Origin of the sequence: Burkholderia crassaminum, assembly GCF_964265005.1 — a bacterium.
Lineage (GTDB): Bacteria > Pseudomonadota > Gammaproteobacteria > Burkholderiales > Burkholderiaceae > Burkholderia.
Genome location: NZ_OZ183800.1, coordinates 954,493 through 972,552, shown reverse-complemented (window position 1 = coordinate 972,552; position 18,060 = coordinate 954,493). Strand labels below are relative to the sequence as shown.

The following is an 18,060-nucleotide window of genomic DNA, read 5'->3' as shown; positions in this document are numbered from 1 at the left end:
CTTGACGGGAGAGCACCATGAAGAAGCTGGTTGCGTCGCTTGCCGGCGGCCTTTCGCCGGATACCGCCGACACCACCGATTCCGAAGCGGATCGCACCGCATCGCTGCAAGCAGACGTCCCGCTGCTCGTCCCGTTGATGGACGGCGGGACCAAATTCATCTTCCAGATCCTCGCGCTGTGCTGGTTCGTCGCGCTGGGCATCTTCTGGCGCTGGTGGCTGCGCGACGAGCACTACGTCGACGCGTTCCGATTCGGCGTCAACTGCTTCGTGCTGTTCTGGACCACCTTCATTCCCGGCTACTTCATCTTCATCATCCGCTCGGCGGTCGTGCCGAACCCCGCGCTGCCGGTGCCGCGCGACTGGCGCGTCGCGATGGTCGTCACCAAGGCGCCGTCCGAGCCGTTCGACATCGTCCGCACGACGCTGCTCGCGATGCTCGACCAGACCTACCCGCACGATACGTGGCTCGCCGATGAAGACCCGTCGCCCGAGACGCTCGACTGGTGCCGCGAGCACGGCGTATTCGTGTCGACGCGGCGTGGCGTAACCGCGTATCACCGCACCAGCTGGCCGCGCCGCACCCAATGCAAGGAAGGCAATCTCGCGTACTTCTACGACATGGTCGGCTACGACAACTACGATTTCGTGTCGCAGCTCGACGCCGATCACGTGCCGACCCGCACCTATCTCGAGGAGATGCTGCGGCCGTTCGTCGATCCGGAAATCGGCTACGTGTCGGCACCGAGCATCTGCGACAGCAACGCGGCCGAAAGCTGGAGCGCGCGCGGGCGCGTGAACGTCGAGGGGCCGCTGCACGGCACGATGCAGGCCGGCTATGCGGGCGGCCTCGCGCCGCTGTGCATCGGCTCGCACTATGCGGTGCGCTGCCGCGCGCTGCGCGAGATCGGCGGGCTCGGGCCCGAGCTCGCCGAGGATCACTCGACCACGATGATCTTCAATTCGAAGGGCTGGCGCGGCATGCATGCGCTGAACGCGATCGCGAACGGCGAAGGGCCGCGCACGTTCGGCGACCTGGCCACGCAGGAATTCCAGTGGTCCAAGAGCGTGATGATCATCATGCTGCGCTACACGCGCCACTATTTCATGGGGCTGCCGCTGAAGCTGAAGGCGCAGTTCCTGTTCTGCCAGCTGTGGTACCCGCTGTGCGCGCTCGCGATGGCCGGCAGCGTCGTGATTCCGGTCGTCGCGCTGCTCACCGGCCGCGTGTGGGCACACGTCGACTACCTCACGTATCTCACCTACGCGCTGCCGCTGACCGTGCTGATCCTGTGCGTCGTGACCTGGGCCACGCATTCGACCCAGTCATGCCGCCCGCTGAATACGAAGCTGCTGTCGTGGGAAGGGCTGTCGTTTGTGTTCGCGCGCTGGCCATGGGTCGTGCTCGGCTGCGCGTCGGCGGTATTCGACTGCGTGCGCGGCAAGGAATTTCCGTTCAAGGTCACACCGAAGGGCGGCACGATCGAACAGGACGCGCCGCTGCGCGTGGTCGCGCCGTACCTGCTGATCTCGCTGTTCTGCAGCCTGCCCGTCGTCACGGTCGAGAATCCGCGCAACGCCGCCGGCTTCTATCTGTTCTCGACGCTGACGAGCATCCTGTATCTCGTGATCGCGGCCGTCATCACGGTGAATCACGGCAGGGAGCAAGGGCTCGACTGGTCGGCGTTCCGGCAGATGTTCTTCAGCCGCCTGCCCGTGCGCAACGCGCTGTTCGTGTTCGCCCTCGCGATGCTGCTCTCGGGCATCGGGCTGCGCGCGCCGAAAGGCTGGCAGGCGATGATGTGGCGCTCGGGTTTGCCGGCCGTGGTCGCGCCCGTACCGGGCGAACCGGTGAAGCAGCCCGAACTCGGCGCATACGATCCCGAGAACACGCTCGCGGCCGACCGGGATCTCGCGTTCGACCATGTGTTCGTGTCGTGGAACGCGCCCGACATCCGCGCCGAAATCGACGCTGCCTACCGGAGCGCGCAGGCGCGCAACCGCTCGCTGATGCTGACCGTCGAGCCCTGGGCGGCCGGAGATACGCGGCAAGGCGCGCTGCTCGCGGATATCGCGCACGGGCGCTACGACGCGCGGATCGCGGCCACCTGCTCGGCACTCGCCGCGTTGAAGGGCCCCGTGTTCGTGCGCTGGGGCCACGAGATGGAGGCCGACACCGGGCGCTATCCGTGGGCCATCGGCGATGCGTCGGCCTACGTGGATGCGTACCGGCGGGTCGTGACCGCGTGCCGCACGATGACCGACCAGATCCGCTTCGTGTGGTCGCCGGCCGGCAACCGCAATCTCGACGACTATTTTCCGGGCCGCGGCTATGTGGACGATGTCGGCCTGTCCGTATTCGACTGCCCGCGCTGCGCGATCTGGCCGGCCGGCGGCCATGCGTCCGCCGCGAGCATCCTGCGGACCAAGTACGAGCGGGTGACCGACTACGGGCTGCCGGTGATGGTCACGGAACTCGGCGTCGACGGGTCCAGTTCGCGCAAGCGCGAGGAACTCGAGGAATTCCAGCGATCGCTGTGGCGCTATCCGCTGCTGAAGGCCGTGGTGTATTTCAATGCGGTCGATACGCCCGGCGCGTGGCCGGCGCATTACGTGCCGGACTGGCGGATCGCGCCGACGTTCCTGCAGACGACGGTGGTTGCGCAATGAATGAGGGGCGCTGACTGCCGGGCGGCGCCACGGCACGGTCGTGAACAGGCCACGCGTTCGCGCCGGCTGACAGGGGCGTGAGCCGGCGGTCATACCCCGCCGGCCAACCTGCGCGACGCCGCGCGTCGCCAACTTTCACGCGCGTCTCCTCTTTTTCCCAAAATTAGCATATTTGCTAACATGCGCGAATGAACTGGGCCGTCAGCTATTACAACGCGCGCATCAAACGTGAAGTGTTCGCCCAGGGATTCTTGCCAGCTATCTGAGGCTGCTTGAATTGATGGAGTCGTACGGGGCAGACCTGCGCATGCCGCACTCTCGGGCGATGGGTGGCGGTCTCTTTGAATTGCGGCCCAAGGGTCGCGAAGGCATCGGGCGCGTTTTCTATTGCATGCACGTCGGCCAGGAAATCGTTGTCCTTCACTCCTTCGTCAAGAAGACGCAGGAAACCCCGGACAGCGAATTGAAGATCGCCCGGAAACGAATGAAAGAGGTACAAGACAATGGCTAAGGCAGCACGCCCCGCACGCACGCGGGATGACGGATACGCACCGGTTCGGCACACGAAGGCAGACACAAAGCGCTTGCTTGCCGATCCGGCCGTGAAGACGGCATATGACGCGCTCGAGGAAGAATTTTCTGCGCTCGATGCCCTGCTCGCCGCGCGTCGCGACGCAGGCCTTACCCAGGCGCAAGTCGCAGAACGCATGGGCACCACCGCGTCGGCCGTGTCACGCCTCGAAGCATCGTTGTCCAGCGACAAGCATTCGCCGTCGTTCTCGACACTGCGCAAATACGCAGCCGCTTGCGGGAAAAGGCTGGTGATCTCGTTTGCCTGAACACGGCGCAACGTCACGCCGCATCGTCAATGGTCAGTAGCCGGCTGTCGGTCATAACCACGATGTCATCGACACTGCACCCCATGCTTACCCGCCACGGCGCGGCGGCAAGCAGCACCCAAGCCGGCGCGCGGCACGCCAGCCGCCGTATCACCCGAGCAGTTCCTTCCTCCGCAACTGCACGACGTCGCGCATCGGCGGCGCGCCGAACAGCCGGCTGTATTCGCGGCTGAACTGCGACGCGCTCTCGTAGCCGACGACGGCGGCCACCGACCCGACATCGCCGCCCTGCCGCAGCAACAGCCGCCGCGCCTCGTGCAGCCGCAACTGCTTCTGGTACTGCAGCGGGCTGAGCGTCGTCACGTGCTTGAAATGATGGTGCAGCGACGACACGCTCATGTTGACCGCCTGCGCGAGCGACTCGACGCGCATCGGCTCCGCGAAGTGATCACGGATCCATTCGATCGCGCGCGCGATGCGGTGCGTCTGGCTGCCCGCGATCGCCATGTGCCGCAGCCGCGTGCCCTGCCCGCTCGTCATCAGCCGGTACAGCAGTTCCTTCTCGATCAGCGGCGCGACGACCGGAATGTCGGCCGGCGTATCGAGCAGCCGCATCAGCCGCAGCGCGGCATCGAGCAGCGGCGGCGTCAGCTCGGCGAGCGCGATCCCCTCGCCTTCGGGGCCGGCGTCGGGTTCGGGCAGCCGCATCTCGGCCGCGAGCTCGACGATGCGCTGCGGATCGAGCGTCAGCGACAGGCACAGGTACGGCGCGTCCGGCGACGCGCGCGTCACGCGCGACAGGATCGGCAAGTCGATAGAGGTAATCAGGCAATTCTGCGTGTCGTACTCGTAAGCCTGACCGGCCACGATCACGCGCTTCGCGCCCTGCGCGGCGATCACGAGCGCGGCCCGCGACACGCCGCAGCCCATATCGACCGGCCGCGTGTGCCGGTGCAGCATCAAACCCGGCACGGCCGTCGAATGCGAGCCGTCCGCGGGCGCGAATCGGCCGATCAGCGTCGCCAGCTCGCGCCGCCCGGATTCGCGCGACGTCACGATATCGGTCATGTCCATGACGCTTCCTCGATCAATTTCCTCATCTCGCGGGAGCATAGCGAAACCGCCCGCGACCCGCCGGGGATTTGCAGGATTGTTCAATAAATTTGCAGGATTGGGTAGACGCAAAAATCGGCTGCTCGCGCACACTGCCCGCTAACCGGGCGCATGCCGGGTTTTCCCCACGGAGACATACAAAATGCCTACCTCGTTTGTTCTCAATGGCAAGAACGTCACGCTCGACGCCGATCCGTCGATGCCCGTCCTCTGGGCGATTCGCGAACACGCGGGACTGACCGGCACGAAATTCGGCTGCGGCATGGCGCAGTGCGGCGCGTGCACGGTGCATCTCGAAGGCCAGGCCGTCCGCTCGTGCGTGCTGCCGCTCGCCGGCATCGCGGGCAAGCACATCACGACGATCGAAGGCCTGCAGAGCAAGCCCGCGCATGCCGTGCAGGCCGCCTGGGTCAAGCTGCAGGTGCCGCAGTGCGGCTACTGCCAGTCCGGCCAGATCATGTCGGCCACCGCGCTGCTCGAACAGAACCCGAAGCCGACCGACGCGGACATCGACGCCGCGATGAACGGCAACCTGTGCCGCTGTGCGACCTACGCCCGCATCCGGGCCGCGATCCACGACGCGGCCGCGACGCTGGGAGCCTGACCATGACGATCGAACTCGACAACACCGGGTCGGTGCGTCCGTCGCGCCGCACGTTCCTGAAGGCCGCGGGAGCAGCTGCCGCCGTCAGCCTCACCATCGGCTTCGAATGGGCCGGCCTCGGCCGCCGCGCGCTGGCCGCGACCGCGCCGGCCGCCGATTTCGCGCCGAACGCGTTCCTGCGCATCACGCCCGACGGCACCGTCACGGTCATCGCGAAGCACGTCGAACTCGGCCAGGGTGCGTATACGGGCATCGCGACGATCGTCGCCGAAGAGCTCGACGCCGACTGGTCGAGCGTGCGCGTCGAAAGCGCCCCGGCCGATGCGAAGCGTTATGCGAACCTCGCGTTCGGCACGATGCAGGGCACGGGCGGCAGCTCGGCCATGGCGAACTCGTGGCAGCAGTTGCGCGAAGCGGGCGGCAAGGCCCGCGCGATGCTGGTATCGGCCGCGGCGGCCCGCTGGAAGGTGCCCGCCGGCGAGCTGACGACCGCCAATGGCGTCGTCACGCACGCGAAGAGCGGCAAGTCGGCGCCGTACGGCACGCTCGTTGCCGATGCGTCGAAGCTGCCGGTGCCTGACAAGGTCACGCTGAAGCAGCCAGCCGATTTCAAGCTGATCGGGCACCGGATCCCGCGCGTCGACGCATCGGCGAAATCGAACGGCACCGCGCATTTCACGCTCGACACGACCTTCCCCGGCATGCGCGTCGCGCTGCTGCAGCGCCCGCCGCGCTTCGGCGCGACAGTGAAGTCGTTCGACGCGACGGCCGCCAAGGCCGTGCCGGGCGTCGTGTCGGTCGTGCAGGTGCCGGGTGGCGTCGCGGTCGTCGGAGCCGGCTTCTGGGCCGCGAAACAGGGGCGCGACGCGCTGAAGGTCGAGTGGGACGAGGCGAACGCCGAAAAGCGCAGCTCGGACGAGATCATGCGCGAATACCGGCAGCTCGCCGACAAGCCGGGCACGTCGGCGCGCAAGGACGGCGATGCCGACGCGGCGATCGCGGGCGCCGCGCGCAAGATCGCCGCGACGTACGAATTCCCGTATCTCGCGCACGCGCCGATGGAGCCGCTCGACGCGGTCGTCAAGCTGTCGGCGGACAGTTGCGAAATCTGGGCCGGCGACCAGTTCCAGACGGTCGACCAGGCCAACGCGGCCAGGACGGCAGGGCTGAAGCCCGAGCAGGTGCAGATCCACACGCTGTATGCGGGCGGCAGCTTCGGCCGGCGTGCGAACGCATGGTCGGACTACGTGGTCGAGGCCGTGTCGATCGCGAAGGCGCTCGGCGCGGACGGCAAGCCCGTCAAGCTGCAGTGGACGCGCGAGGACGACATCCAGGGCGGCTTCTACCGGCCGATGTACTTCCACAAGCTCGATGCGGGGCTGACCGCGGACGGCAAGCTGGTCGGCTGGCGCCACCGGATCGTCGGCCAGTCGATCCTCGCCGGCACGCCGTTCGAGGCGTTCATGGTCAAGAACGGCATCGACGCGACGTCGGTCGAGGGTGCGGCGAACCTGCCGTACGCGGTACCGAACGTGTCGGTCGAGCTCACCACCGCGAAGACGGGTGTGCCCGTGCTGTGGTGGCGTGTGGTCGGCAGCTCGCACACGGCGTACGCCGTCGAGGCGTTCATCGACGAAGCCGCGCACACGGCAGGCAAGGATCCGTACGCGTTCCGCCGCGACCTGCTCGCGAAGGAGCCGCGCATGCGCGCGGTGCTGGACCTGGCCGCGCAGAAGGCCGGCTGGGACCCGGCCAAGCCGCTGCCGAAGGGCCGCGGGCGCGGGATCGCGGTGGCCGAGGCGTTCAAGAGCTATGTCGCGCAGGTGGCCGAGGTGTCGGTCGACGCGGACGGCAAGGTGAAGGTCGAGCGCGTGGTGTGCGCGGTCGATTGCGGGATCGCGATCAATCCCGACATCGTCGCCGCGCAGATGGAGGGCGGCATCGGCTTCGGGCTCGGCGCGGTGATGCACAGCGCGATCACGCTGAAGGACGGCCAGGTCGAGCAGCGCAACTTCGACGGCTACCACGTGCTGCGGATGGCCGAGATGCCGAAGGTCGAGGTGCATATCGTGCCATCGGCCGAAGCACCGACCGGGGTGGGTGAGCCGGGCGTCGCGCCGGTGGGGCCGGCCGTTGCGAACGCGATCTTCGCGGCGACGGGGAAGCGGCATTACGTGCTGCCGTTCGATTCGGCGGATAGCGCGAAGGCTTGATGGGGGGACGAAACGCCGGCCGCGGGGCGAGGGGCCCTGTGGCCGACACTTTCAATGCATTGCGGGAATATCGTGCTTATTCGAGCCGATGCCGCCTGACCTCGCGCGGCCCGTCGGCCACGCTCACTCCTGCTCGACTTCCGGCCAAAGCCTCGGAAACAGAAACCGGAGGCTGCTCAGCGGCAATCCAAACGAAAGCTCGCTGCGATGCGAAGGCGAAGTCAGCAGCCCGCAATCCAGCAGCGATCGAACGATCCTGCGCGCCAATACGTCGCTGACACCCAGCATCTGCGCAAATTCCGCGCGCGTGACGGTTCGGCGCAGCGCGACGAACTCCATCGCGAGCGCCGCGGCTTCCGCTTTGATAACGGATTTTTCCGAGCGGATCGTCCACGGATTGGCCTCCAGAAATCTCAGCAAATCCAGCAGCCTTCCCGTCACCCCGTCGAACTGGGTCATATGCACCATAAACCCGACCTGGTCCTGACAGCAGTCGAGAAAAAAACGCGCAAACCTGACCAGCCCTTCCTGGGATAGATTGCCCCGGCCGTCCAGATCGTTGCGCCGTGTCTGATCGGCTTCGCTCAGCCTGGCGTAGTACTGCTCATGCTCTCGCGCCAGCCCTCGAAGTGGCGACCAGAGACCGTGGGTCAGATCGGCCGCGCGCAATCCGAGATGCGAATGCAAGCGGGCGACGCGACCGTTGCCGTCCATGAACGGGTGCACCCACGCGAGACGATGATGCGAACAGGCGATGCCGATCAGTTGGTATTCCTTGGCGCGAATGCGGGCATAACGGGTCGCCCAGGCCTGAAGCAACGGTTCGATCATTTCGGGTTCCGGCGCCAGATGACGCCCCACCGTCACATCCGATCGACGAAATTCGCCCGGGACGACGATATCCCCGTCGCCGGTCAATCGTTCATCGTCACGCAGGCAGGAAAAGAAGCGATCGTGAATGGCCGCGATTCGCGCCGGTTCGAACAGCGCGGCGACCGGAAGCGCTCGCCACTCCTCCTCGAGCGCTGTTTCCGTCGCGATATGCGCCACCGCGAAGCGCTGCTTCCGGCGTTCGACGATATCGGTCGAATAATCCCGATGCAGCGCCGCCTCGATCTTGGCCGGCGTGGTGTGCTGGCTTTCGATCTTGTTCGTATAGTACGAATTCATCGCGCGGAGTTGCGGCACGAGCGCAGCGGCCAGCGGAGTATCGCGTACGGCAAGCAACCGCTGCGACGAATCGACGAGTTCGGCGGCCTGCTCAAGCAGCGGATCGAGAACGCGATCTTCGGGAAACAACGGCTCAAAGGTGGCAACGGTCGTCATGCTTCCGTGTAGGGTTTCATGTAGGGTTCAATGTCGGCAATTATAGCCACTTATGTTACTGATTTATATTGATTTTCCATCGATCCATGTAGGGTTCAATGTAGGGTTAGAAGTCGTGTTCCCATCCCCCTGCCGACGATCCGGATCGCGCGCATGTTGCCCCCCGCGGTTCCTCACGTTACGTCAAACGTAACGCCCGTAACGTCACCCGCCGATGCTACGTAACAATCCTTCACCTTTGCTCAGACCCTTTCTCTACCTACGCCACGCCACCCGTTAAAAATTCTTTTAAATTCAAGGCTGCAGCGCCGCCTGCCCGGGTGCAGCGCCGTGTCGTTACGTGACGATCTTCCCCCTGGCCCGGAAGTTGCAGCACAGGACCCGCAAACACTCCTTTATGGACATGCGAGGGCCACCATGGATTGCAAATACCTGTACATCGACAACATAAAAATCAACTTCGTGCGCCGCACGATCGAAATCGACAACAAGATCGTCGACGTCACGCCGCGTGAATTCGATGTCGTCGAGTTCCTGCTCGACAACATGAACAAGATCGTGCCGCGGCAGGCAATCCAGGAAGCCGTGTGGGGCCGTGAACTCGGCGTGTCGTCGCGCACGCTCGACACCCATATCTCGCGTATCCGCTCGAAGCTGCAACTCGATCACGACAAGAACCTGCGGATCATTCCGATCTACGCGGTCGGCTATCGCCTGGTGCTGTTCGGTGCGGCAATGACGCACGTCGAGCGCCACGACGCCGCGCCGATCCTGCGCGCGGCACCGCAGGCCGTGATGGCCGCCGACTACGCCTGACGATTTACCCCGCGCGCTGCCTACCCGCGGCGCGCCTGCAACGCTCCCCCCACCGCGCTGCGTCGTTGCGCAGCGCCTCGCGGCGCGCCCGTCGGGCGCGGCCTGCACGCCGCCCGGCCCGCCAGCCAGTCGCGACCCGACCGCCGCCTCCGGGCGGCGGTCGCTTTTGTGCGCTGGCGGCCGCACAACGTCGCGCCTCGTCACGCTTCGTCACTTCCACTCCGGCCGCCGCCCGCGCCTACGGATTCCGGCGTGACACACGGCCGTTGCCGTCCCTACAATCGACCCAGCAACCGCGCGCCTTCCGCGCGACCGGCCCCGGGACGAATGAAATGACCATGAAGATGCGCAATTCGCGAACCGTCGTCGCCTGCCTGTACGCGCTGGTCGCACTCGCGTGCACCGCGCCGCCCGTTGCGCACGCGGCGAACACGGTAACCGACAGCACGCTTCACGTCGCGTCGACGACATCGGGCGATCCGGATGACGCCAGCGCCTGGCGCGACACGCCGCCCGCACGCCAGCGACGGATGGATGCCGTTGCAACCACACCGCCCGATCGCGCGCGCCGGCAAGCTTCGCCGGCGGCCTCCGCCGATCCGCCTTCGTGCCACGCACGGCCCGTGATGACGATGTGTCGCGGCCTGCAATCGAGCGACGCGAAGCAACGCTGCATGCGCTGCCTCGATCAGTAACGACGCGCAGCGCGCCGCCTCATGCGGCGCGCTGCGCCTCCAGCCATGCCTGGAACATCAGCACCGTCCACAACTGGTGCTGCCAGTTCATCCGGCCGGTCACGTGCTGCCGCCACAGGCGCTCGACCGCGGCCGCATCGAAGAAGCCCTCCTCGCGCAACCGCGACGGCTGCAGCAACGCCTCGGCCCAGTCGCGCAACGCGCCGCGCAACCAGTGATCGACGGGCGCGCAGAAGCCCTGCTTCGGCCGATCGATCAGTGCGGACGGCACGTACCGGTCGAGCAGCCGGCGCAGCAGCGCCTTCGACTGCCCTTCCGGCAAACGCACCTCCGCCGGCACGCGCCAGGCGAATTCGACGACATGATGGTCGAGGAACGGCATGCGCGTTTCGAGGCTCACCGCCATCGCCGCGCGATCGACTTTCGCGAGGATGTCGGTCGGCAGGTACGTGAGCGTATCGATCGCCATCGCCTGCTCGGCGAAGCTCAGGTGCGCGGGCCACGCGGATACGGTGTCGAGCGGCGTCGCCGGCTCCTGCCCCGACAGCGCGAGGCGCTCGGGATGATGCACCGACGACATCAGCAACCGGTACAGCCCGATGCGGCTCTCGGCGGTCATCACGTGGCCGAGCTTGTGCAGCCGATCGCCGATGCGCGTCGCCGATTCGCGTGCCTCCACGCCGCCCCACGCACCCTGCGCGACAGCCGCGAGCTGGTCCGCGTGATCGGGCCGCAACGCATGCAGCGCGGCCGCGATCCGCGCGCGCACGGCGCCCGGCACGCGATGCAGCTTGCGCCACAGGCGCGGTGTCAGGAAGTAGCGCGTGTAGCCGCCGAACAGCTCGTCGCCGCCGTCGCCAGACAGGCTCACCTTCACATGCCGGCGCGTCAGCTCCGACACGAGAAAGGTCGGGATCTGCGATGCATCGGAAAACGGCTCGTCGTAGATCGACGGCAGCTTCGGCACGACGCCGAGCGCATGGTCGGCCGTCACGTAGAGCTCGGTATGGCGCGTGCCGAGATGGCGCGCGACGGCCTTCGCATAACCGGCTTCGTCGTAGCCGGCCTCGTGGAAGCCGATCGTGAACGTATCGACCGGTGTCGACGATTGCGCCTGCATCAGCGCGACGATCGTCGACGAGTCGACGCCGCCGGACAGGAACGCGCCGAGCGGCACGTCGGCTTCCATCTGCCGCGCGACGGCCTGGCGCAGGACCGTGTCGAGCTGGCTCACCGCCTCGTCGGCGCTGCCCTTGAACGGCTGCGCGCGACCGTCCTCGATCGCCTGTTCGAGCGTCCAGTACGCACGCAGGCGCGGCGTGTCGCGCGCATGCTCGAACTGGATATACGTGCCGGGCGGCAGCTTGTGGATGCCGCGATAGATCGTGTGCGGCGCGGGCACGCTCGACTGGCGCAGGTACAGGCACAGCGCGTCGCGGTCGATCTCGCCGTCGAAGCCCGGATAGCCGCGCAGCGCCTTCAGCTCGGACGCGAACACGAGCGCGTCGCCGATCCGGCCGTAGTAGAGCGGCTTTTCGCCGATCCGGTCGCGCGCGAGCGTCAGCACCCGCGATGCACGATTCCACAGCGCGAACGCGAACATGCCGGTCGCGCGCCGCAGCGTCGCGTCGACACCCCACGCGACGATCGCCGCGATCAGCACCTCGCTGTCAGAGTGGCCACGCCACGCCGGTGCGCGCCCCGCACGCTCGAGCTCCGCGCGCAGTTCGCGATGGTTGTAGATTTCGCCGTTGAAGACCATGACGTAGCGGCCGCACGCCGATGCCATCGGCTGTCGGCCGTGTACCGACAGGTCGACGATCGCGAGCCGCCGGTGGCCGAGCGCGATGCCGGCTTCCGGGTCGACCCAGATCCCCTGCCCGTCCGGCCCGCGATGCGCGAGGCTTGCCGTCATGCGCGCGAGCGTGCCGCGCGCTGTCTCCTCATCGAAGGCGATGCTGTTCAGAAAGCCGTCGATTCCGCACATTGATTTATTCGCCCCTGTTGACCAATTCCGTCATGCATGGCGCAACCTCGTGGCGCGCCGTCCGGCGTGACGATCGGGCCATATTACGAAGAAATAAATCAGCAATAATTCATAGGTGAATGTCGCAATCACTCGAAAAAAACGCTGTCAAGCAGCGTGTGCGCATCGGGACGGCACGGGCGGCCGAAACGGCGCGTCGGGCCGGCCACGGACGGGCTGGCCCGACGGTCATCGGGACGCGCGAAGAATACGGGAACGAACGCGGGAGACGGGCCGCGTCAGGACGGCAACCGGCGCGCCGCCAGATACGCGAGCTGCGCGCGGTTCTGTACGTTAAAAAGTTTTTCGAGCGAGCGGATATGGTGGCCGACCTTGTGCAGCGACGTGCGCAGCGCGCTCGCGATCTCCTGGTCGGACAGTCCGTGCACGAGGCGGTCGAGCACCTGCTGCTGCTCGTCGCCGAGCGCGAAGCCGCGCATGCGCGCGATGCGTGCCTCGAGGAACGGCAGCGCGACGCGATGCACCGCGAGGCTGACCGACAGCGCGCCGCCGATCACGCGATCGTCGATCCACTCGGTGCCGTGCGTCTCCGAGGTCACGTTCACCGCGACGCGCAGGTCGAGGCGCGGCGCCGACAGGCCGAACAGCACGCCGCTGTTCATCGCGTGCGCACGCAGATGGCCGGCGAGCGCCAGCATCTTGCGATCGCCGCTGCCCTGCGCGGCCGCCTCGATCTCGTCGAGCTGCCACGCGACCGGAAAGCCGCTCTGCCGCACCTGCGCGAACCGCGGGTCGCTCTCGTAGAGCATGCCTTCGAAAAACGGCTGCATGAACGTCGCGGGGGCGAGGTCGCGCAGCAGATGCGCGCACAGGATGCGCCGCCCGATCATTTCGAAAGCGCCGTAACCGAGCGTACTGAAACCGATTTGCCGCAAGCGCGCATGGCATTGCGCGAAATCGATCGAAGCAAGGTCGGTTTTACCGGATTCGATTTGCGCGCCGGTAAAAACGTCGTGCCCGATTACCTGATATTCATTCGAATAAACCGCGGCCGTTGCGATATCGGCCTGCGAAAACCACTCGACGCGTGGTGCGCCGTCAGCATATGTCATGAGGAGCCCGCCCTTTCCCAATATGTGAACCTGCGCCCCGTCACGATCTGGTCTTTTCTTTATGGATTTTCTGGTCTTCGTTATATGCGTGCGAATAGGAATCTTCCGCCGCCATTAGTATTACGGCATATTACGCGTACACAGGCGTTTTTGTACAATGCCCCCGCGCCGGGTCAGGGATGACGATCCGCGCATATCACACCGATGCTCGATCGCACCGCCGCGGCGGCCGTACACGATACGGTCGCCGTCAGGCGATACGCGTCGATTCCGAGGGATGGCACATGTCCGACATTGCAATGCATGAAGAAGCGGTCGCCTCAACCTTTTCCCGCCCGCCGCACGGGCTGAACGCGTGCTCCGACGCGCCGCGGGAGCGCCCCGTGCAGGTCGTCTGGTGCGACGACGTGAAGCGCGGCGAGCTCACGCAGCCGCACGCGCCGAAGCTCGGCGTCGCCGATACGCTCGCGCACGCGCAGAGCACGGCCGAGCGCAGCCGGATCGTCGCAAGCCTGCTGCACCTGACGGGCTTCTCGACGTTCGCGTACTTCGCGCTCGAATTCGCGCACGAGCGGGTCGAAAGTCTCTACCTGCACGAAGCCTTCACGCCGTCCACCTATCGCGGCGACTATGTGCGACACAGCCATCACGACATCGATCCGCGCACGCTCGGCGCGCGCGTGTGCAACATGCCGATCGTGTGGGACCTGCAGCAGTTGCGCCGCGAGCATCGCGAGCGCGACGACGCCCCGCGCGTGACGCCGGCCGCGCTCGACGGCTTCCTGCAGACGATGCACGACGACGGGATGTGCAGCGGCATCATGTATTCGATGGCCGTGCCCGGCACGCGGTTGCATGCGTTCATGAGCTTCACCGCGCCGCGCCGCACGCGCGAATGGATCACGCCGGCGACGATCGAGCAGGCGCTGTCGATCGGGCTGTCGGTACACAAGTTCGCGTCGCCGCAACTGATCTCGACGTCGCGCGAGCGCGCGGTGAACGGGCTCACGCCGTTCGAGCAGGAACTGCTGCTCGGCATCGCCGAAGGCGCATCCGACAAGGAGATCGGCCGGCGCCTCGACACCAGCGCGCACAACGTCGACTATCACCTGCGCAAACTGCGCAAGCGCTTCGGCGTCGCGAACCGGATCCAGCTCACGTACCTGACGTCGAAGCTCGAGCTGATCTGACGCTCGCGCCGCGCGTGCGACGTGCCGCAAGCGGACGCGTAAACGCACATGCCGGCCACGAAGGCCGGCATGTGCGGGTTGCGGCGCGGTGCCGGGTCCGGCGCCGCTTCCTGGAAGACGACCTGCGTTACTTCAGCAGCGTCATCTGTACCACCTTGACGATCACGAGACCGACCGCGATCACGAGATAGCCGCGCAGCACGGCCATCCACACGCGCGTCGTCAGCGTCATCTTCTGCGGCTCGAGTGAGTCGAGCGGCGGCATGCGCCACGTGTCGCGTTGCGAACGATCGACGCCCGGTTCGACGACACGCCTGTTGCGGCGGATCAGCACCGTCACGAGATAGCCGACGATCGCGAACACGCTGCCGCCCACCAGCACGTCGAGGATGGCTTCGCCGCTGATATCCGGATACATCACCGATGCGGTCAGGATGATCGACAGCATCACGAGCACCCAGATCACCGCGCCGGTGAACACGTTGAGCTTCGTCGAGTTGATCCACGGGCCGAGCACCTGCTTGTCGTTGCAAAGCAGCAGCAGGAACACGGTTGCGCTCGGCAGCAGCACGCCCGCGAGCGTCTGCACGGCTTCCGTCAGCAGGCCCAGCGGGCTGCCCGGGATCAGCACCAGTGCAGCGGCCGCCGCGACGATGCCGAAGTAGACGAGATAGAAGCCCTTCGCATCCGACACGTTGCGGTGCAGCGAGTGACGGATCTTGAACACGTCGCCGATCGCATAGGCGGTCGACAGCGAGACGGCCGCCGCGCCGATGATGCACGCGTCGAGCAGCGCCACCGCGAACAGCGTCGCGCTCGTGCGGCCCGAATACTTCTCGAGGCCGGCGATGATGCCGCCGGCGTCGGTGAAGTTGCCGAATTCCGGATGACCCGAGAACAGCTGGGCCGAGAAGGCGATCATCGCGACCGCACCCACCAGCACGAAGGCGATGCCGATCCACAGATCCGCCTTTTCATACTTCATGAAGCGCGGCGTGATGCGCTTGTCGATCACGTAGCTCTGCTGGAAGAACAGCTGCCATGGTGCGACCGTCGTACCGACGATGCCGATCACGAGCAGCATCACGTCGGACAGCTTCGCGTGCGTGGGCCAGTTCGGCACGAAGAAATCGCGCGTGATCTGCCCGACCGGCGGATGGATCGACACGAGCACCGGCACGAGCAGCAGGCTCAGCAGGCACAAACCGATCGCGAACCGCTCGAAGCGCCTGAAGTCGCCTGTACTGACCGCGGCCATCGTCAATGCAGCCGCCACGCACACGCCCGCAACCTTCGGTAGGCCGAAGAAATCCAGCACGAACGTGATGCCGATGAACTCGGTGACGATGGTGAGCGCATTGAGCAGGAACAGGTCGATCACGCTGAACGCGCCCCAGAACTTGCCGAAGCGCTCGAAGATCAGGCGGGCATGGCCGACGCCCGTGACCGCACCGAGGCGCAGCACCATTTCCTGGTTCACGTAAAGCACCGGTACGAGCAGCAGCAGCGTCCACAGCAGCGTCGTGCCGTAGTTCTGCCCGGCTTGCGTATAGGTGCCGAATGCACCGGCATCGTTATCGCCGACCATCACGATGAGGCCGGGGCCGATGATCGCGAGCAGCGTGCGCAGACGCGCCCACCACGTACCGCGGGCACCGGTGTCGTGGCGCGCGATCGTGCCGAGCGCACCGCGGATATCGCCCAGGTGGGCTTCGTCGAGCGCGGCGCTGCGTTCGGCGGCGATCGGTGGAGAAACGTTGGATGGTGTGGACATGATTTATTCCGTACGGCTAAGGGTTATCTAATGAGCGTGTGACCTTGGAATGCGCGCGGGGCAGCCGCTCGATGGCGGCTGCGCGTGCGCATGCCGAGGCGCGCTCGGCGCTTCTTTCAGTGGATCAACGATTTCAGCTGGTTCAGCAGGCGGGTGAACACCCGCGGACGGGCGTCGAGCGTCAGCATCGCGTCGTAGTGGTTACGCGATTCCGTGACGTGCGGGAGATTCGACAGCAGAAGGCCGAAGTTCATGGTCTGGCTCCGTGCGGCGACGGCAGGCGTGCCGGCCGCGTGTTGGGCGCGGGGCCAGTCCGGGGCCTGAACGACGTGTCAGGCTAGTCGGCCGGATTGTCCCTGCGACCCGGGTTCAAAAGGGTCTGTGCGTGCAATGGGCATAAGGGACAACTGTCACTGTCGTTCATGGCGGCTCCTGTGCGGTGTTCCGGAGAACACGGTTGACCGCCGTCAGGCCTGCGGGCCAGCATTTGCGATGCCTGAACAAGGCATGCGCAAACGCGGCCGCCTGCCAGGCGGCGGAGAAACCGGACGGCGCATGCGAAAACGCATCACGCTAACCGGCGCGAATCAGGGTGCACGTAGGGAGTTACTGCGGAATACTGCTGCGCGCACCGTTTGCCTGGGAGACAAACGGCGGCTTCGATGAGGCGCGGACGTCGGTCGCTCAGGCGGGAATTTCGTTCGAAGATCGACTACTGCAGGCGTCCAAGGCGGCGGCCCCAAGAGTGAAGATGCCGGATTCTATGGACGGCCCGAAAGTGAAGTCAACCCCACCAAACCCCATTTCTCGAAATAAATTTCCTGCTTCGCGGCACTGAAAGATTTGCCCTTGAAACGACGCGCCGAAACCTTTCAACGCGTCACGACGCGATCCTCAGCCGATGCGGGCGAACAACGCCGAGACGCCTCTCGTCGTCCCGATCCCCTGCCGGTCCCGCGCCAAAACGGGCCGAAACGGGCCGTCGCAGCGCTCGCGCAACGCGCATCATTTTTATGCGGTTTTTACTTGCATTGCAGCAAATTACGCGAATACAATCCGCCCCAATTCATCAAGGGAGTCCCTCCGTGGACACATGCTCTAGTTGTAGTTCGACGCCGGTCCAGGCCGGCCAAGCCATCGCGAGATAGCAGCCAGACGCATGTCTTTCGCCGCTAACTCGCATTCGTCGGGTTAGCGCGCTTCCTCCCGAGCCGGCCTTCGCCGGTTCGTCCGTTGCACGCTCCAATACGTTCCACCCTCCGATCGCAGGCCGCGTCATGCGCCCGCGCTCGATCACGTCGTCCGGCCTTTGCCGGACCGGACGGAGGCAGCGTCATGTTTTTTCAATCGTTCGCGGTCAGACTCAAGCGCATCGTGCATATCGCTTGCGACCGCTCGTTCGTTTCCGGCCTCTCGCCGCTCGCCCACGCATTCAGCAACTGGCGCGGCACGGCGCTCGCCCACGTGCCGGCGACGCCCCGCCCGCTCGACTGCCTGATGGTCGCCGTGATGGCTGCCGCGGTCGCGCTCGTCGCGCTGCTGTGCTCGGCCGCGCCGCGCCTCGGCTTCGCACAGGTGTGGCGCATCGGCGGCTGGCTGCCGTAAGTCCCTCGTCGCGCGGCAGTGGCGCGCGCCAGGTGCCGCCGCGCGACCGTCTCGCCAAGCTTCCCCCATCACGTTTCAGTTTCTTCAGCCCAACTAATCAAACCGCCAACGGAACCC

The 18,060-nt window shown here is 66.0% G+C and carries 14 protein-coding genes and 1 pseudogene; 9 read left to right on the top strand and 6 right to left on the bottom strand.

The annotated features are described in order from the left end of the window. Window positions 1-17: 17 nt before the first annotated feature. The 3 genes from ACPTTF_RS21440 to ACPTTF_RS21430 all read left to right on the top strand — a co-directional run bounded on the left by ACPTTF_RS21440 (window position 18) and on the right by ACPTTF_RS21430 (window position 3,508). Complete coding sequence (locus tag ACPTTF_RS21440; protein ID WP_423368094.1) at window positions 18-2,669, top strand: glycosyltransferase family 2 protein; 2,652 nt, start codon at window positions 18-20, stop codon at window positions 2,667-2,669. A gap of 280 nt (window positions 2,670-2,949) precedes the next feature. Further along, the gene (locus tag ACPTTF_RS21435; RefSeq protein WP_423368093.1) at window positions 2,950-3,180 is read left to right on the top strand and encodes a type II toxin-antitoxin system RelE/ParE family toxin; all 231 of its coding nucleotides are present in this window, start codon (window positions 2,950-2,952) and stop codon (window positions 3,178-3,180) included. Beyond that, window positions 3,173-3,508 carry a helix-turn-helix domain-containing protein gene (locus ACPTTF_RS21430; RefSeq protein WP_423368092.1) on the top strand — a complete coding sequence of 112 codons (336 nt, stop codon included), beginning with the start codon at window positions 3,173-3,175 and terminating at the stop codon, window positions 3,506-3,508. Before ACPTTF_RS21435 ends, ACPTTF_RS21430 begins: the two co-directional genes overlap by 8 nt. A gap of 150 nt (window positions 3,509-3,658) precedes the next feature. On the opposite strand, the gene ACPTTF_RS21425 is transcribed toward ACPTTF_RS21430, so the two are convergent. Next, window positions 3,659-4,582, bottom strand: coding sequence for an AraC family transcriptional regulator N-terminal domain-containing protein (locus tag ACPTTF_RS21425; protein WP_423368091.1), 924 nt, complete (start codon window positions 4,580-4,582; stop codon window positions 3,659-3,661). Between the two features lie 181 nt (window positions 4,583-4,763). Between ACPTTF_RS21425 and ACPTTF_RS21420 the strand changes: the two genes are divergently transcribed. Continuing rightward, window positions 4,764-5,225, top strand: coding sequence for a (2Fe-2S)-binding protein (locus ACPTTF_RS21420; RefSeq protein ID WP_011354470.1), 462 nt, complete (start codon window positions 4,764-4,766; stop codon window positions 5,223-5,225). 2 nt (window positions 5,226-5,227) lie between these two features. Continuing rightward, window positions 5,228-7,438, top strand: a complete 2,211-nt coding sequence (locus ACPTTF_RS21415; protein ID WP_423368090.1) for a molybdopterin cofactor-binding domain-containing protein — start codon at window positions 5,228-5,230, stop codon at window positions 7,436-7,438. Between the two features lie 123 nt (window positions 7,439-7,561). On the opposite strand, the gene ACPTTF_RS21410 is transcribed toward ACPTTF_RS21415, so the two are convergent. After that, the gene (locus ACPTTF_RS21410; RefSeq protein ID WP_423368089.1) at window positions 7,562-8,764 is read right to left on the bottom strand and encodes a Fic family protein; all 1,203 of its coding nucleotides are present in this window, start codon (window positions 8,762-8,764) and stop codon (window positions 7,562-7,564) included. Between the two features lie 417 nt (window positions 8,765-9,181). On the opposite strand from ACPTTF_RS21410, the gene ACPTTF_RS21405 reads away from it, so the two are divergent. Together ACPTTF_RS21405 and ACPTTF_RS21400 are read left to right on the top strand one after the other, a co-directional pair. Further along, a complete protein-coding gene (locus ACPTTF_RS21405) occupies window positions 9,182-9,580 on the top strand; it encodes a winged helix-turn-helix domain-containing protein (protein ID WP_166962108.1) in 399 nt (132 codons plus the stop codon). Between the two features lie 503 nt (window positions 9,581-10,083). Continuing rightward, window positions 10,084-10,275 (top strand): annotated as a pseudogene (locus ACPTTF_RS21400) (lytic transglycosylase); the annotation flags it as partial. Window positions 10,276-10,294: 19 nt separating this feature from the next. Here the strand turns inward: ACPTTF_RS21400 and asnB are convergent. Together asnB and ACPTTF_RS21390 are read right to left on the bottom strand one after the other, a co-directional pair. Then, window positions 10,295-12,262, bottom strand: coding sequence for an asparagine synthase (glutamine-hydrolyzing) (gene asnB, locus ACPTTF_RS21395; RefSeq protein WP_423368088.1), 1,968 nt, complete (start codon window positions 12,260-12,262; stop codon window positions 10,295-10,297). A gap of 278 nt (window positions 12,263-12,540) precedes the next feature. Continuing rightward, window positions 12,541-13,374, bottom strand: a complete 834-nt coding sequence (locus tag ACPTTF_RS21390; protein ID WP_423368087.1) for a helix-turn-helix transcriptional regulator — start codon at window positions 13,372-13,374, stop codon at window positions 12,541-12,543. A 284-nt stretch (window positions 13,375-13,658) separates the two neighbouring features. Here ACPTTF_RS21390 and ACPTTF_RS21385 point away from each other — a divergent pair, with 284 nt between their 5' ends. Continuing rightward, window positions 13,659-14,564, top strand: a complete 906-nt coding sequence (locus ACPTTF_RS21385; RefSeq protein ID WP_423368086.1) for a helix-turn-helix transcriptional regulator — start codon at window positions 13,659-13,661, stop codon at window positions 14,562-14,564. 127 nt (window positions 14,565-14,691) lie between these two features. Here ACPTTF_RS21385 and ACPTTF_RS21380 read toward each other — a convergent pair whose 3' ends face one another. Together ACPTTF_RS21380 and ACPTTF_RS21375 are read right to left on the bottom strand one after the other, a co-directional pair. After that, window positions 14,692-16,338: an NRAMP family divalent metal transporter gene (locus ACPTTF_RS21380; RefSeq protein WP_423368085.1), complete on the bottom strand. Its 1,647-nt coding sequence runs from the start codon at window positions 16,336-16,338 to the stop codon at window positions 14,692-14,694. A 116-nt stretch (window positions 16,339-16,454) separates the two neighbouring features. Next, the gene (locus tag ACPTTF_RS21375) at window positions 16,455-16,592 is read right to left on the bottom strand and encodes a hypothetical protein (RefSeq protein WP_166962093.1); all 138 of its coding nucleotides are present in this window, start codon (window positions 16,590-16,592) and stop codon (window positions 16,455-16,457) included. Between the two features lie 1,081 nt (window positions 16,593-17,673). On the opposite strand from ACPTTF_RS21375, the gene ACPTTF_RS21370 reads away from it, so the two are divergent. Continuing rightward, the gene (locus ACPTTF_RS21370) at window positions 17,674-17,943 is read left to right on the top strand and encodes a hypothetical protein (protein ID WP_166962090.1); all 270 of its coding nucleotides are present in this window, start codon (window positions 17,674-17,676) and stop codon (window positions 17,941-17,943) included. The last annotated feature ends 117 nt before the right edge of the window (window positions 17,944-18,060 follow it).